This window comes from Streptomyces sp. NPDC054842, from assembly GCF_053611025.1.
In genome coordinates, this window is sequence record NZ_JBSGZN010000034.1 from 73,524 (window position 1) to 87,850 (window position 14,327).

General features: G+C 73.1%; 12 protein-coding genes. 3 read left to right on the plus strand and 9 right to left on the minus strand.

Annotation, left to right across the window (positions count from 1 at the left end):
• Positions 1 to 188 precede the first annotated feature (188 nt).
• The 6 genes from cobT to ACWGIS_RS25065 all read right to left on the minus strand — a co-directional run bounded on the left by cobT (position 189) and on the right by ACWGIS_RS25065 (position 9,332).
• The gene (gene cobT, locus ACWGIS_RS25040; protein ID WP_453364697.1) at positions 189 to 4,085 is read right to left on the minus strand and encodes a nicotinate-nucleotide--dimethylbenzimidazole phosphoribosyltransferase; all 3,897 of its coding nucleotides are present in this window, start codon (positions 4,083 to 4,085) and stop codon (positions 189 to 191) included.
• A 345-nt stretch (positions 4,086 to 4,430) separates the two neighbouring features.
• Entirely contained in the window at positions 4,431 to 5,642 is a 1,212-nt protein-coding gene (cbiE, locus tag ACWGIS_RS25045; RefSeq protein ID WP_453364698.1) for a precorrin-6y C5,15-methyltransferase (decarboxylating) subunit CbiE, read from the minus strand.
• Positions 5,643 to 5,769: 127 nt separating this feature from the next.
• Positions 5,770 to 6,408, minus strand: coding sequence for a GNAT family N-acetyltransferase (locus ACWGIS_RS25050; RefSeq protein WP_453364699.1), 639 nt, complete (start codon positions 6,406 to 6,408; stop codon positions 5,770 to 5,772).
• A gap of 251 nt (positions 6,409 to 6,659) precedes the next feature.
• Positions 6,660 to 7,487, minus strand: coding sequence for a MetQ/NlpA family ABC transporter substrate-binding protein (locus ACWGIS_RS25055; protein ID WP_453364700.1), 828 nt, complete (start codon positions 7,485 to 7,487; stop codon positions 6,660 to 6,662).
• A gap of 61 nt (positions 7,488 to 7,548) precedes the next feature.
• On the minus strand, positions 7,549 to 8,292 hold the full coding sequence (locus ACWGIS_RS25060; protein ID WP_453364701.1) for a methionine ABC transporter permease: 744 nt from the start codon (positions 8,290 to 8,292) through the stop codon (positions 7,549 to 7,551).
• A complete protein-coding gene (locus tag ACWGIS_RS25065; protein WP_453364702.1) occupies positions 8,289 to 9,332 on the minus strand; it encodes a methionine ABC transporter ATP-binding protein in 1,044 nt (347 codons plus the stop codon). Before ACWGIS_RS25065 ends, ACWGIS_RS25060 begins: the two co-directional genes overlap by 4 nt.
• Before the next feature lie 564 nt (positions 9,333 to 9,896).
• Between ACWGIS_RS25065 and ACWGIS_RS25070 the strand changes: the two genes are divergently transcribed.
• Both ACWGIS_RS25070 and ACWGIS_RS25075 read left to right on the plus strand, forming a co-directional pair.
• Positions 9,897 to 10,256, plus strand: coding sequence for a hypothetical protein (locus ACWGIS_RS25070; RefSeq protein WP_453364703.1), 360 nt, complete (start codon positions 9,897 to 9,899; stop codon positions 10,254 to 10,256).
• Between the two features lies 1 nt (position 10,257).
• Positions 10,258 to 10,710: a hypothetical protein gene (locus ACWGIS_RS25075; RefSeq protein WP_453364704.1), complete on the plus strand. Its 453-nt coding sequence runs from the start codon at positions 10,258 to 10,260 to the stop codon at positions 10,708 to 10,710.
• A gap of 142 nt (positions 10,711 to 10,852) precedes the next feature.
• On the opposite strand, the gene ACWGIS_RS25080 is transcribed toward ACWGIS_RS25075, so the two are convergent.
• The 3 genes from ACWGIS_RS25080 to ACWGIS_RS25090 form a co-directional block, all read right to left on the minus strand.
• Positions 10,853 to 11,356 (minus strand): GNAT family N-acetyltransferase, encoded by a 504-nt coding sequence (locus tag ACWGIS_RS25080; RefSeq protein ID WP_453364705.1) that lies wholly within the window; start codon positions 11,354 to 11,356, stop codon positions 10,853 to 10,855.
• A 45-nt stretch (positions 11,357 to 11,401) separates the two neighbouring features.
• Positions 11,402 to 11,908, minus strand: a complete 507-nt coding sequence (locus ACWGIS_RS25085; protein ID WP_453364706.1) for an RNA polymerase sigma factor — start codon at positions 11,906 to 11,908, stop codon at positions 11,402 to 11,404.
• A 74-nt stretch (positions 11,909 to 11,982) separates the two neighbouring features.
• Positions 11,983 to 13,143 (minus strand): glycerophosphodiester phosphodiesterase, encoded by a 1,161-nt coding sequence (locus ACWGIS_RS25090; protein ID WP_453364707.1) that lies wholly within the window; start codon positions 13,141 to 13,143, stop codon positions 11,983 to 11,985.
• A gap of 519 nt (positions 13,144 to 13,662) precedes the next feature.
• Between ACWGIS_RS25090 and ACWGIS_RS25095 the strand changes: the two genes are divergently transcribed.
• Complete coding sequence (locus tag ACWGIS_RS25095) at positions 13,663 to 14,292, plus strand: lysophospholipid acyltransferase family protein (RefSeq protein ID WP_453364710.1); 630 nt, start codon at positions 13,663 to 13,665, stop codon at positions 14,290 to 14,292.
• Positions 14,293 to 14,327 lie beyond the last annotated feature (35 nt).

Below are 14,327 nucleotides of genomic sequence, written 5' to 3' on the forward strand. Positions count from 1 at the left end.
GCGGATTTTAAGCTGCGGGTGGGAGCGGTGGCTCGGGCGGGTGCGGGTTACCTCCCCGCGCCCCGCCCCGCCCGAAACCGGGACACCGTCCTCGGGACGCCGTGCGGGCGGTCCGGGCGAGCGGTCTGGGCGGGCCGCGTCCTGCCGTACCGCCGCCGGGCGACGGGGGCAGGACGCGGTGCTCGCGGCTACTTCTCGGTCACGCCCGCGGAGTCGAAGGTCGCCACCTCGTGCATCGCCCGGGCCGCGCTCTGCACCACCGGCAGCGCCAGGAGGGCGCCCGTGCCCTCGCCGAGCCGGAGGTCGAGGTCGACCAGCGGGCGCAGGCCCAGCTTGTTCAGAGCTGCCACATGGCCGGGCTCCGCGCTGCGGTGCCCGGCGATGCAGGCCGCGAGGACCTCGGGGGCGATCGCGCGGGCCACCAGGGCCGCCGCCCCGGCGCTGACGCCGTCCAGGATCACCGGGGTGCGCAGGGACGCGCCGCCCAGCAGCAGGCCGACCATGGCGGCGTGCTCGAAGCCGCCGATCGCGGCGAGGACACCGATGGGGTCGGCCGGGTCCGGCTGGTGCACCTCCAGGGCGCGGCGCACGACCTCGGTCTTGCGGGCCAGGGTCTCGTCGTTGATGCCCGTGCCGCGCCCGGTCACCTCACCCGGGTCGGTGCCCGTGAAGACGGAGATCAGGGCCGCCGACGCGGTGGTGTTGGCGATGCCCATCTCGCCGGTCAGCAGGGCCTTGTTGCCGGCCGCCACCAGGTCGCGGGCCGTCTCGATGCCGACCTCGATGGCAGCCCTGGCCTCCTCGCGGGTCATCGCGGGGCCGGTCGTCATGTCGGACGTGCCCGCGCGGATCTTGCGCGGCAGCAGGCCCGGGGTCGCGGGCAGGTCGGAGGCGACGCCGACGTCGATGACGCAGACCTCGGCGCCCACCTGGTTGGCGAAGGCGTTGCAGACCGCGCCGCCGCCGAGGAAGTTGGCCACCATCTGGGCGGTGACCTCCTGCGGCCACGGGGTGACGCCCTGGGCGTGCACACCGTGGTCGCCGGCGAAGATCGCGACGGCCGCGGGCTCCGGGATCGGCGGCGGGCACTGGCGGGACAGCCCGGACAGCTGCGCGGAGATGATCTCCAGCATGCCGAGGGCGCCGGCCGGCTTCGTCATCCGCTTCTGGCGCTCCCAGGCCTCGCCGAGCGCCTTGGCGTCGAGCGGGCGGATGTTGGTGACGGTCTCGGCGAGCAGGTCGTGCGGCTCCTCGCCGGGCAGCGCGCGGCGGCCGTACGTCTCCTCGTGGACCACCCACGACAGCGGGCGGCGCTTGGACCAGCCGGCCTGCATCAGCTCGGGCTCGTCCGGGAACTCGTCGACGTAGCCGACGCACAGGTAGGCGACGACCTCCAGGTGCTCGGGCAGGCCGAGGGCGCGCACCATCTCGCGCTCGTCGAAGAAGCTGACCCAGCCGACGCCGAGGCCCTCGGCGCGCGCGGCGAGCCAGAGGTTCTCGACCGCGAGCGCGGAGGAGTAGGGAGCCATCTGCGGCTGCGTGTGGCGGCCCAGGGTGTGCCGTCCGCCGCGGGTCGGGTCGGCGGTGACGACGATGTTCACCGGGGTGTCGAGGATGGCCTCGATCTTCAGTTCCTTGAACTGCTTGGCGCGGCCCTTGGGCAGGGACCTGGCGTACGCCTCGCGCTGGCGGGCCGCCAGTTCGTGCATCGAACGGCGGGTCTCGGCGGAGCGGATCACCACGAAGTCCCACGGCTGGGAGTGGCCGACGCTCGGCGCGGTGTGGGCCGCCTCCAGCACGCGCAGCAGCACGTCGTGCGGGATCGGGTCGCTGCGGAAGCCGTTGCGGATGTCGCGGCGCTCCCGCATCACGCGCAGCACGGCCTCGCGCTCGGCGTCGTCGTAACCGGGCGCCGCGGGGCCGGTGGACTCTCGTACGTCTTCCACTGCGGCCGTGCTCTCTTCCTGGTCGGCGCCCTGGGTGTCCAGGTCGTCCGCCTGCTGTGCGACTACGGGTTCCGGGTCCGCGGCGGGCGGCTCCGGAGCGGGGGGTGCCTCGGCCTCGCGCGGGGCGGGCACGGCGGCGACGGGTTCGCCGTCCGCCGGGGGGACGGTGACGAGGCCGGGTCCGGCCGCCGGTTCCTGGGCCGGTTCGGCCACCGGGGCCGGTTCGTCCACCGGCGGGTGGACGGGGCCGGATTCCGCGGCCGGTGCCTGGAGGGGTGCGGGCGCCTCGGGCTCCGCGGCGTAAGTGGTCTGCTGCGGCTGCTCCAGCTCCTGCTCGGGGGGCAGCGGCGGCACCGCCATGGCGTGCGGGGGCGTCGGGGCCAGGTGCGGGGTGGTCGGCACCGAGCCGTCGACGGGGACGAACCCGCCGACGGACCGGTGGGCGTGCCGCCCTGCGCGCTGTTCGCTGGGCGCCTCGACGGGCGCGGGCTCGGGGAGCCCGGCAGCCTCCTCGGGCAGGACCTCGCCCTGCGGGTGGGCCACCGGCGCCTGGCCGAGCACCGCCTGCGGTGCCGTCGCGTGTGCGCCGACTCCCACCGGGACGCCCCGCGGCGGTTCGGCCGGGGCGTCGGAGAACTGCTGGACGTGCGCCGTCCCGGGGTCGGGGACGACGAAGCCGGGCGTGGCGTCCGGGAGCGGCGCCTCGGGCACGGGGGCCGTCTCCGGCTCGCTCGGCGACTGCGGCGCCTCGGCGGACGGCTGCTGCGCTTCCACGGCGGGCGCGAAGCTCCCGGCGGTCTCCGGCAGCCCGGTCCCGGCGTCGGCCTCGTTGGCCGCCGGGTCGGCGAGCTGCGGCGGGGTGGCGAGTGCGGGCTGCGGGTCGTCGGCGAGCTGCGGGGCCTGCGGGTCCGGGGCCGCGTGGAGGTGGTCGGCGGCGTCCTGGACGGGCGCGGGCTCGGTAGGTGCCGGTTCGGCGGCGGGCGCGGTCGGCTGGAGGTCGTCGCCGGGAACGGACGGCTCGACGGCCTCGGGGTGCGCCTGCGGCTGCGGAAGGTGCTCCTCCGGCCGGACGGCGTCGAAGGCGGTCTGCCCGGTGTGGGCGTCCGCCGAGCCGTCGGGGGCCTGCGGGACGACGGGGGCGGCCGGATCCTGCGGCGCGGCCGGGTCCGCCGGGGCGTACGGCTCCGGGGAACCGTGCACGGCCTGCCGGCCGAGGGCGGTGTCGAGGGCCTGCTGGTGCAGGTAGCCCTCCGTCGCCGGCGCGGCGTCGGTCAGAGGTCCGGCCTCGGGCGCCGGTACGGCGTCGGAGGTCTCCGGAGCCGGGACCTCGGTGGCTTCCGGCGCCGGCGCCTGGAACTCTCCGGGCGCGGCCTCGGGGGCGTCCGGCGCCTCCGGGAGCGGCGCGGCCTCGGCGGGCTGCTCGAACGCGGGCACCGGCTCGCCGGGGGCGTCCACGGCAGGCGCCGGCGCCTCGGCGGGGTCGGCGTCGGCGGTCGGCGCCACCTCGGGGGCGACCGTTTCTGCAGGCGTCCCCCCGGAGCCCGCCTGCGGCACCGGCGGCTCGTCCTGCGACTGCGGCGCCGCACCCCAGGGCGCGCCCTGCTGGGGTACCTCGCCGGCCTGCGGGACGTCGAGGTACTCGGGGCCGATGGTCGGCGGGCCGGCCTGGCGTACGGGCGCGGGTCCCGCGGGGGCACCCGCGGGGCCGCGGTCGGCGAGCGAGCGCACCGGGCTGGACGAGCCGTCCGGAATCGGCGGGCCGAGGTGCAGCGGCCGGCGGGGCGGCGTCGGCTGCGGCGCCGGGGCCGGGGCGGGAGGCATGCGGACGGCACCGAGGTCGACCGAGCCGCTGTCCCGGCCGTCCGTCTCGTGCGGTCCGGGCTCGTGGACGAGCTGCGGCCCCGGCTCCTGGCCGGGCACCGGGCCCGGCTCGGGGGCGAGGGGCAGCGGAGGGGGCGGTGCCACCTCGTTGCCCCACGCGCCCTGCGCGCCCGGCATGAGCAGCAGGTCGTCGTCCTCGGCGGGAGTGTCGGAGGGGTCGAGGAAGGTGTACGCACCGTGCGCGGAGGCGCCCGGCTGCTCCACCATGCCTGCGTTCTCCGGCAGTCCCTCGCCCGGGACCTGGCCGGTGTCGGTCATGCGTACCCCTCGCCCATCGGTTAGTGCTCCTACGACCAGCTCGCCCGGAACGGCGCACCGACCGCCCCCCGCAATGAAGAACGAGCGTGCGTGCCCAGCGGCACGAACGACCCGCCCGTAAAGGAGACAAAGCCATTAACTGGCATTGTCCAGGTCGTCCCGCCGTCGCGACAGCTTGATCCGCGACGGTCCACTGTGGACTGCGCCACGTTGCGCGTCCTCCGGTTGCGCCCTACCACACCCAGCCCAAAAGGGGCGCGTTTTCCGGACATTGGCCGACGAAGCGCCGGGCACGAATGCGGTACGACGATCGGCCAGCCTACCGCGCGCGGTACGACAAGCGGATCACGGGGCGCGATCGGGCAGACGCCCTGTGAGCAGGAACGCGACGCTCCGTTCCTTCTCCGTCCAGGCCCGTGTGTCGAGTTCGACGGCCTGGATGAGGGCGCACTCGACCTGGTAACCGTGCTCGGTCAGGTCCCGGCCGACGAGTTCGGCCGCGTCACGGGTCGCCGCGTGGGTCACGATGCGCTGCGGGCGGCGGTCGGCGACGGCCGAGACCACCGCCGCTCCCCCGCCGCCGACGCGCACGACGTCGGGTTCGGGGAGGTTCTCCAGGACGTGCGGGGCGGTGCCGGGCACGACGTGCATCTGGACGCCGAAGCGGCGGGCCGACTCCTCGGTGCGGGCGCAGGCGGCCGGGTCCCGGTCCACCGCGATGACCGCGGCGCCGGTGCGGGCGGCCTCGGTGGCGAAGGCGCCGCTGCCGGAGCCGATGTCCCACACCAGGTCGCCGATGCGCGGGCCGAGGCGGGCGAGCTGGGCCGCGCGCAGCAGATCCGTTTCGCCTTCGCCCAGTTCGCCGCCGTACGCCGTGGCGGGCAGCGCCCAGCCGCGCGGGCCCGCTCCCGGTTCGCGGCCGGCGATCCAGCCGCCGCCCTCGGCGGCGGCGACGAATCCGCCGATGACGATGACGACGTTGGGGTCGCGCCAGGTGTGGTCGGCGGCCTTGTCGGAGGTCACGACGCTGACCTGCTCGCGGTCGGTGCCCAGTTCCTCGCAGATCACGAAGGTGCGGTGGACGCCTTCGAGGAGCAGGCCGAGTTCCGCGGGGCCGGCGCCCGGCGAGGTGAGGACGGCGACCTTGGTGTGGGCGCGGCACACGTTCACGGCGCGGCGCAGCGAGCGGGGGTGGGCGACGACCACGTGGGCGTCGTCCCAGGGCATCCCGGCGCGGGCGAAGGCGGCGGCCACGGAGGACACGGCGGGGACGACTTCGACCTCGAGTCCGAACTCGGGGGCGCGCAGGGTGCGGACGACTCCGAAGAAGCCGGGGTCCCCGTCGGCGAGGACGACGGCGGTGCCGCGGTGGTTGGCGATGCGGCGGGCGGCGAGGGCGACGCTGCCGAGGCGGATGCGCTCGGCGGTCGCGGGGAGCTCGGGAAGTTCGAGGTGGTGGCCGGCGCCCGCCACCAGTGTGGCGGCGCCGAGAGCGGAACGCGCCGCGGCGGTCAGCGGCGAACCGTCCCAGCCGATCACCGTGACCCGGTCGGCCATCGTCGTCAGTCTCCAGGTGGTTTTTCGCAGCGTGTCAGGGGACAGCCCACGCACGGGCTCCGTGAGGGTACCTGGTGCGGCCGCACGGTGCCGCGACGGGCCCCGGGGGCGGGAGCGGTCCGCGGTGTCAGTTCCAGTCGGAGTACGACGAGTATCCGGTGGTCTCGGCGAGCTCCTCGGCGACACCGTCGAGGTCCTCGGGCAGCAGGCTCCACACGATGAAGTCGGTGCGCAGGTCGGCCCAGGTGCCGTCCTCGGTGCGGGTGCGCGCTATGCAGGCGTTGCGCAGGACGCCCTCGCTGATGCAGCCGATCTTCTGGGCGACCTGCTGGGAGGCGGTGTTGTCGGCGGCGGTGCGCAGTTCGATCCGCTCGAACTTCTGGTCCCGGAACAGCCATTGGGCGGTGGCGAGCGCGGCTTCGGAGGCGTATCCCTCACCGCGGGCCCAGGGCGCGATGATGTACGACAGCTCGGTGGACCTGATGTGCCAGTTGGTCTTGCCGAGTTGGACGACGCCGACCAGGCGCTGGGTGAGGAACTCCGTGACGGCCAGGTCGAGTCCGCGGCCGGACGTGCGCTCGTCGGGCGCGTATTCGGAGATCCAGCGGCGGGCGCCGTCCTCGGTGAAGGGCTGGGGCACGGAGGTCCAGGCGGCGACCAGCTCGTCGTTCATCATCTCCGCCAGGGCCGGGACGTCCTCCTCCTCGAGCGGGCGCAGCACCAACCGCTCCGTGCTGATGGAGATGCCGGGGAAGGTGCTCGTCATGCGCCGCTCCGTAACCTTCGGGAACCGTCGGGCCGTCGGGAATCGTCGGGCCTGCTGAACTGCCCAGCATGCAGCATGGAAGCACCGGAACGCACCACGGGGTCCACTCCCGGTGAAGAGTGGACCCCGTGCGGTGACGAGGGCGTCCGACGGTGCTCGCCGGCCGGACGGGACCCCGTCCGTTCGCCGGCGAACTGCCCGTCGGCAGGCGGCGCGTGGGGCTTCGCGCCCCGCGGTCGTCCCGTCGCGGCTCAGAAGGACGGCAGGACGGAGCCCGCGTACTTGTCCTCGATGAACTTCTTCACCTCGGGCGAGGTGAGCAGCTCGGCGAGCTTCTTGACGCGCGGGTCGTCCTCGTTGCCCTTCTTCACGGCGAGGAAGTTGCCGTACGGGTTGTCCTTGGCGGACTCCAGGACGAGGGCGTCCTCGGCGGGCTTGAGGTCGGACTCGATGGCGTAGTTGCCGTTGATCACCGCGGCGTCGACGTCGTCCAGGGAGCGGGGCGTCTGGGCCGCCTCCAGCTCCTTGAACCGAAGCTTCTTCGGGTTCTTGACGATGTCGCCCGGGGTCGCCTCGTTGCCCACGCCGTCCTTGAGCGTGATGATGCCGTTGGCGTCGAGGAGCTTGAGCGCGCGCGCCTCGTTGACGGTGTCGTTCGGGACGGCGACCGTCGCGCCGCTCTTGAGCTCGTCGGCCTTCTCGACCTTGTTCGAGTACAGGCCGAGCGGCTCCAGGTGCACCGTGACGACGGGCACGATGTGGGTGCCCTTCTTCTTGTTGAAGTCGTCCAGGTAGGGCTGGTTCTGGAAGTAGTTGGCGCCCACGGACCCGTCCTCGGTCGCCGTGTTCGGCGTGACGTAGTCGGTGAACTCCTTGACCTCCAGGTCGAGGCCCGCCTTCTTCGCCAGGTTCTTCTGGACGAAGTCGAGTATCTCGGCGTGCGGGACGGGGCTCGCGGCGACGACCAGCGGACCGCTGGTGTCGGAGGCGGAGTCCTTGTCCGAACCGCAGGCGCTCAGGCCGAGGGTGAGGGCTCCGGCGGCGAGGACGGCAGTGGTGATCTTGGCGGTGTTACGCACGAAAAGTGCCTTTCCTTATGGGTGGAGCGGCCCCGTCTGGGTGGGACGGGGAGTCTGGGGGTCAGCTCTTCTTGACGGCGTCGGTGATGACCGTGCCGGGGAGGATGCCGCTGAAGGGGCGGAAGAGCAGCAGTGGTCCGGTCCGGCCGCCCCGCCGGTGCAGCGAGCGGGCGGCGAAGTCGCCGCCGAACTGCAGGAAGGAGATGGCGACGGCCAGGATCGCCACGGTGATCCACATCAGGCCGGTCTCGAAGCGCTGGTAGCCGTACCGGATGGCGATGTCGCCGAGTCCGCCGGCGCCGACCGTGCCCGCCATGGCGGAGTAGCCGATGAGCGCGATGACGGTCGTGGTGGCGCCGGAGATCAGCGACGGCAGGGCCTCGGGCACGAGGACGCTGCGGACGGTCTTCCAGGTGCTGCCGCCCATCGACTGGACGGCCTCGACCAGCCCGCCGTCCACCTCGCGGACGGACATCTCCACCAGCCGGGCGTAGAACGGGATCGCTCCGATGGCGAGCGGCACGATCGCCGCCTCGCGGCCGATGGTCGTCCCCGTGATGGTGCGGGTGAAGCTCATCAGCGCGACCATCAGGATGATGAAGGGCAGCGAGCGGACGATGTTCACGACCTGGCCGATCACCTTGTTGGCGACGACGTTCTGGAGCAGGCCGCCGCGGTCGGTCAGGACCAGCAGGATGCCCAGCGGGAGTCCGCCGACGATGGCGATCAGCGTGGACCAGCCGACCATGTAGAGCGTGTCCCAACACGCCTGGGACAGCAGGGGCTGCATCTCCGACCAGGTCACTTGGCACCTTCCTTGACGAACGCGGACTGCTGGGCCGCCCGGCCGACGAGCTCGATCTGCAGTCCCCGCTCGCGCAGGAAGCCGATCGGCACGACGTTCTCCTCGTAGGGGCCGGGGAGTTCGATGCGCATCCGGCCGACCTGCTTGCCCGCGACGGTGTCCATCGCGGCGCCCAGGATCGAGATGTCGATGTTGTAGGTGCGCGAGAGCTGGGAGATGACCGGCTGGGTGGCGGCCTCGCCGTGGAAGGTGACGTCGATGACGGTGCGGTCGTCCGCGGAGGCGTCGCCGCTCACCGGGAAGAGGGCGGAGGCCAGTTCGGAGCCGGGGGTGGCGAGCAGTTCCGGGACGGTGCCGGACTCGACGATCCTGCCGTCCTGCATGAGGGCGGCCGAGTCGCAGACGGTCTTCACGACGTCCATCTCGTGGGTGATGAGCAGGACGGTCAGGCCCAGCTGCCGGTTCAGGTCGCGCAGCAGCTGGAGGATGGACCGCGTGGTCTCGGGGTCCAGGGCGCTGGTGGCCTCGTCGGAGAGCAGCACCTTCGGGTCGCCGGCCAGGGCGCGGGCGATGCCGACCCGCTGCTTCTGTCCGCCGGAGAGCTGCGCCGGGTAGGCCGTCGCCTTGTCGGAGAGGCCGACCAGTTCGAGCAGGTCGAGTGCCTTGCGCGCCCGGTCCCGGCCGGAGACGCCGAGGATCTCCAGGGGGAGTTCGACGTTGTCCTGGACGGTGCGCGAGGACAGCAGGTTGAAGTGCTGGAAGACCATGCCGATGCGGCTGCGCGCCCTGCGCAGTTCCCGGCCGGCGCGCGGGCCGCGTCCGGCCAGGGCGGTGAGGTCCTGTCCGGCGACGCTCACCGTGCCGGCCGTGGGGCGCTCCAGGAGGTTGACGCAGCGGATGAGGGAGGACTTGCCGGCGCCGGACTGGCCGATGACGCCGTACACCTCGCCTTCGCGTACGTGCAGATCGACGCCGTCGAGGGCGGTCACCTCACGGCCGCGCGAGCGGTAGACCTTGGTCAGGCCCGTTGTCGTGATCACTGGGTTTCCGTCACTGTCGAGTGCAGGGCGTGGGTGTGCCCCGGCACGGGTGCATTCGGTCGGGAACGCGGCACGGTTCTCGCATGGGCGATCGAACCGGGGAGACCGTGTGCGCGGGGGCCGGCTCCGTCACGCAGGGACTACGGACAGGGCACAGCTGTCTCGCTTCGGGGCGCGAGGCTCAGGGGTGGTGCAGGGGCCCTCAGAAGGCGCACATTCGACACATACAACGAGCACCGGGCGTCGTGGTCGCCTCGGTCGCAAGGATGCGGCTGCTCGTCGTGGTCATGGGATCAGTAAAGCAGACGTACAGACAGGCACCGGCACCGCTGTCCGAATAGCGGACAGCCGTGGACGGTGTTCCCGTGCTCGGCGGCCGTCCACTCCCCCGCTCGTGACCAGCGGGGACGGGGAACGAGGGGCGTGCCGTGCGGGGAGCGCCGGACCCGGGCCCTCGTCGGCTGTGGTCAACACCACGGCGGGCTCCCGCCGGCGCCGCCCGCCGCCCCGGGCCTCTCCGGGGGCGGGCGCGGCGGGCCTTTTGGTGCGTAATAGGGTCACGGCATGCTTGATGCCCTGACGGTCGCGACCGCCGTCGCCGCGCTCGTGCTCGCCGCCTGGTGCGGCTGGGCCGCCTACCGCGACCAGCCGACCAAGGACTGGCACTTCATCGGCATGGCCGTGGTGTCGCTGCTGGCCCTGGCGCAGCTCGTCGTCGGCGTCGTCCAGCTCTCGCGCGGTGAGAAGCCGGAGCAGGGCACGACGATCTTCGTGGCGTATCTGCTGGGCGCCGTCGCGTGCGTCCCGGCCGCCGGGTTCATGTCGCTGGCGGAGCGCACCCGCTGGGGTTCGGTCACGGTCGCGGCGGGCGGCGCGGTCCTCGCGGTCCTCGAAGTACGGCTCTACGACATCTGGGGAGGCTGAGATGGCGGCCGCCGACGAGAAGAGGAGCGTGCGCCGGCCGGACGCGGCGCCCGGCGGGAAGCGGGTCCGGCTGATCCGCGGGCCCGGCGTGCTGCTGGTCTGGCTGTACGGGGTGATGGTCGTCGGAGCGGTGTCGCGGTCCGCGGTGCAGATCTCGACGGAGTTCGGCAAGGCCCCGCTGGCCTACTCGCTGTCGGCCGTCGCCGGGCTGGTGTACGGCTTCATCACGTACTCGCTCGTGCGCGGCGGGGAGACGGCCCGCCGGGCGGCACTGGTGTGCTGCGCCGCCGAACTCGCGGGCGTCCTGATCGTCGGGACCTGGACGCTGGTGGAGCCGTCCGCGTTCCCGGACGCCACGGTCTGGTCCGACTACGGGATGGGCTACCTCTTCATCCCGGTGCTGCTGCCGGTGACGGCGATGTACTGGCTCCGCAGGGCCCGCCCGGCCGCCTGAGGTACGTCGCCCCGGTCGGACCGCCCCGGACGAACCCTCGGCCACGGCCGGCCCGATGGAGACGACGACCCTGGACGCGCGGCAGCCCGGAGCCCCGGACACCGCCCGCTCTTCACGGACGGCGCCCGGCGCCGGACGAGTGCTAGGCGCTGGTGACGAAGGCGCTCGTGTCCGCGCCCTTGGCGAGGGTGACGAGGGTCAGGCGCTCGTCGACCCGCTCCCGGGAGACCGGCGCGTAGCCGTGCTTGCGGTACAGGCGCAGGTTGTGCTCGCTGCGGTGACCGGTGAACAGCTGGTAGGACGTGGCGGCACCGTCCGCGCCCAGCCGCGCCTCGATGGCGGAGAGCAGGCGTCCGCCCAGGCCGTGGCGCCGCATGCGCGGGTGCACGATGAGCTTGCTGATGCGCGCCGTGCCGTCGGCGTCGACCGCGCCGCGCACGGAGGCGACCACCTCGTCGCCGAGCCGGGCCACCAGGACCGTACCCCCGGCCAGTTCGGCCTTGAGGGAGTCCAGCGGCTGGGTGAGGGGTTCGATGCTGTAGTCGCCGTACAGCTCCGCCTCGCTCTGGTAGCAGAGGTACTGCAGCTTGAGGATCTGTTCGGCGTCCTGCTCGGTCGCCCCCGAGATGGTCACGCTCATGCCCATGTGTGCATGCCTCCCGCTCACCTGTTTACCGGTCGTCCCCCACTCCTATCCCCGTGCTTCGTGAGCCGCAACCTCCGGTGTGAGCAATCGACGCAGACATCCCAGGCATCTGGAACGTTCCGGGCCCAGGCTGCCCTGTGAGATACCCAACTCGCCTGCGATCTCCCGGTAGGTCAGGTCCTTGGGCGAGAGGAGCGCCGCCAGGAGGCGCGGGCAGCGGCCGGGCAGGCGCCGCACCGCCTCGTGCAGGGCGCGGTGGCGGGCCGCGGTGAGCGCCAGCTGCTCCGGACCGGGCCGCAGGTCCTCTGCCGGCTCGGCGGCGTACGGCCGTTCGAGGCGGGTCGTGCGGCGGCTGCGGCGGGCCTCGGAGCGCACGGCCCGGCGCAGCCAGCCCTGCGGATCCAGGGGCGGTCCGTCCGTCCCGAGGCGCTCCAGGAGCCGTAGCCACACCGCCTGTTCCAGGTCGCCGGGTTCCGCGCCCGCCGCGGAGGCCTCGGCCGAGGCCTCGGCGGCGAGCAGCGGGCGCAGCGAGGCAACCATGTCCGGTGTCATGTGCGGCACGACGCGGCCGCCCCGGCGAGAGGTTGCCGGGGCGGCCGGGTGTCCCCCCATCAGGGGTCGGCGGCTCAGCCGTTGACGAAGTCCTCGCGGGCGAGCAGCGCGGTGTCCGGGTTGTCGGAGAACACGCCGTCGATGCCGGTCGCGAAGTAGGCGCGGAAGGCGCCGAACACGTCACCGTAGGCGTTCGGGTCGGTGCCCTTGCGGAAGTTCGCGGGCAGGAAGGTGTTCTCGTTGCGCATCGTGTAGGGGTGCAGGATCAGGCCCGCCGCGTGCGCGTCGTCGACGAGCGTGGTCGGCGTAGTGAGGTTGCCGCTGGCGTCCTTCGGGATGATCAGGTCGAGCGTGGGCCCGATGCCCTGGGCGTACGACGCGATCCACTCCAGGCCCGCGGGCTTGACGAGGTCGGCGACGGTGCGCGGGTCGCCCGACTCGACGAAGTCGAAGGGGCGGCTGGCGGCGCTCGACAGGAGCACGGCGAGCGGGTTGCCGACCAGCTTGTCCATGCGCTGGATGCTGGTGGGCTCGAAGGACTGGATGATGACCGGCGAGTTCTTCTTGTCCTTGCCGTGCTTGCGCAGCAGCCGGGCGAGCCGCTCCTCGGTGCCGAGGCCGAGCTTGCGGAAGTAGGTGGGGTGCTTGAGCTCGGGGTAGATCCAGACCTGCTTGCCGCGCTTGCGGGTCTGCTCGTCCTGCCAGCGCAGCACCTCCTCGAAGGTGGGGATCTCCCAGCGGCCGTTGTAGACGGTGTTGCGCTGCCGGGTGCCGGGGATGCGCTCGACCGCGCGCAGCGTCTTCAGCTCCGCGAGCGTGAAGTCCTCGGTGAACCAGCCGGTGGTGGCGACCCCGTCGAGCGTCTTGGTGGTCTTGCGGTCGGCGAACTCGGGGTGCGCCGCGACGTCGGTGGTGCCGCCGATCTCCGGCTCGTGCCGGCACACGAGGTGGCCGTCCCTGGTGGGCACCAGGTCGCCCGCCTCCACGACGTCCGCGCCCATGTCGAGGGCCAGCTCGTACGAGCCGAAGGTGTGCTCCGGCCGGTAGCCGCTGGCCCCGCGGTGCCCGATGACGGTCGGCTTCGGCAGACTCCGGTAGCCGCCTCCGTGCCGCCCGTCGGCTCTCGCCGCGCCGGGCAGCCCGAGGGCCGCTCCGCCCGCGCCGAGCACCGCCGCTCCGAGCAGTGCCCGTCGCGCCGTACCCCGTCCCTGCTCGCCCGTCTCCTGCGTCCCCATGAGCGCTCCTCCCGCCGTACCGCCCTGCACCTGTCAAAGCGGGACGATCGTAGGTGCCCGCGGGTGACGGGAGGGAGACCTCGGACGGAACACGTGGGTGACGCTGGATGGCCTGTGGGGACGGCGAGTTGGCGGTTCGCCCGGTTGAGGTGCGCGGGCCCGGGTACCCGGTCGGCGGCAGTCCCGGCCGCAGGCTCGGGCGGGGCGGCCGGGCCCGGGGCCGGGGGACGGACCGGCGGCGGGCGGCACGAACCGGAGTCACCGGCTCCACGCGTGTCACCCGAGCGGCGGTACCTCCGCGACGTCCGTCACATGTTTCCCCGGTGCGACAGCCGCCGCGCGGGACGCCACCGCAGGTGAACCCACGTCAACATCGCGTATCCGCTCGGTGAACCCGATGTGCAATCACCGGGCGCCCGCGAGTATCGTCCTCACCTGCACATACTTCATACCGATCCCTTGACACCGGAGGGCCCGTTGTCCCGCTTCGTGCTCATCAAGGCAGTGCTCGGACCGATCATGCGCCTGATGTTCCGCCCACGGGTGGAGGGCGTGGAGCACATTCCCGGCGACGGTCCCGTGATCCTGGCCGGCAACCACCTCACGTTCATCGACTCGATGATCCTCCCGCTGGTCTGCGACCGGCAGGTGCTGTTCATCGGCAAGGACGAGTACGTCACCGGCAAGGGGTTCAAGGGCCGCCTGATGGCCTGGTTCTTCACCGGCGTCGGCATGATCCCGGTGGACCGGGACGGCGCGAACGGCGGCGTCGCGGCGCTGATGACCGGCCGCCGCGTCCTGGAGGAGGGCAAGGTCTTCGGCATCTACCCCGAGGGCACCCGCTCCCCCGACGGCCGTCTCTACCGCGGCCGCACCGGCATCGCCCGGCTCACCCTGATGACGGGCGCCCCGGTCGTCCCGTTCGCGATGATCGGCACCGACAAGCTGCAGCCGGGCGGCGCCGGCATCCCGCGCCCGGGCCGGGTCACCGTCCGCTTCGGCGAGGCGATGGAGTTCTCCCGGTACGAGGGCATGGACCGCGACCGCTACGTCCTGCGGGCCGTCACGGACTCGGTGATGACCGAGGTCATGCGCCTCTCCGGCCAGGAGTACGTCGACATGTACGCCACGAAGGCGAAGGCCGCCTGAGCACGCGGGAGCGGGCCGCGGGTTCCGGACAGACG

Bases quoted from the DNA above. Each gene is read 5' to 3' on its own strand.
- cobT (WP_453364697.1), bottom strand. From the start codon at position 4,085: ATGACCGACACCGGCCAGGTCCCGGGCGAGGGACTGCCGGAGAACGCA.
- cbiE (WP_453364698.1), bottom strand. From the start codon at position 5,642: ATGGCCGACCGGGTCACGGTGATCGGCTGGGACGGTTCGCCGCTGACC.
- ACWGIS_RS25050 (WP_453364699.1), bottom strand. From the start codon at position 6,408: ATGACGAGCACCTTCCCCGGCATCTCCATCAGCACGGAGCGGTTGGTG.
- ACWGIS_RS25070 (WP_453364703.1), top strand. From the start codon at position 9,897: ATGCTTGATGCCCTGACGGTCGCGACCGCCGTCGCCGCGCTCGTGCTC.
- ACWGIS_RS25075 (WP_453364704.1), top strand. From the start codon at position 10,258: ATGGCGGCCGCCGACGAGAAGAGGAGCGTGCGCCGGCCGGACGCGGCG.
- ACWGIS_RS25080 (WP_453364705.1), bottom strand. From the start codon at position 11,356: ATGGGCATGAGCGTGACCATCTCGGGGGCGACCGAGCAGGACGCCGAA.
- ACWGIS_RS25085 (WP_453364706.1), bottom strand. From the start codon at position 11,908: ATGACACCGGACATGGTTGCCTCGCTGCGCCCGCTGCTCGCCGCCGAG.
- ACWGIS_RS25090 (WP_453364707.1), bottom strand. From the start codon at position 13,143: ATGGGGACGCAGGAGACGGGCGAGCAGGGACGGGGTACGGCGCGACGG.
- ACWGIS_RS25095 (WP_453364710.1), top strand. From the start codon at position 13,663: ATGCGCCTGATGTTCCGCCCACGGGTGGAGGGCGTGGAGCACATTCCC.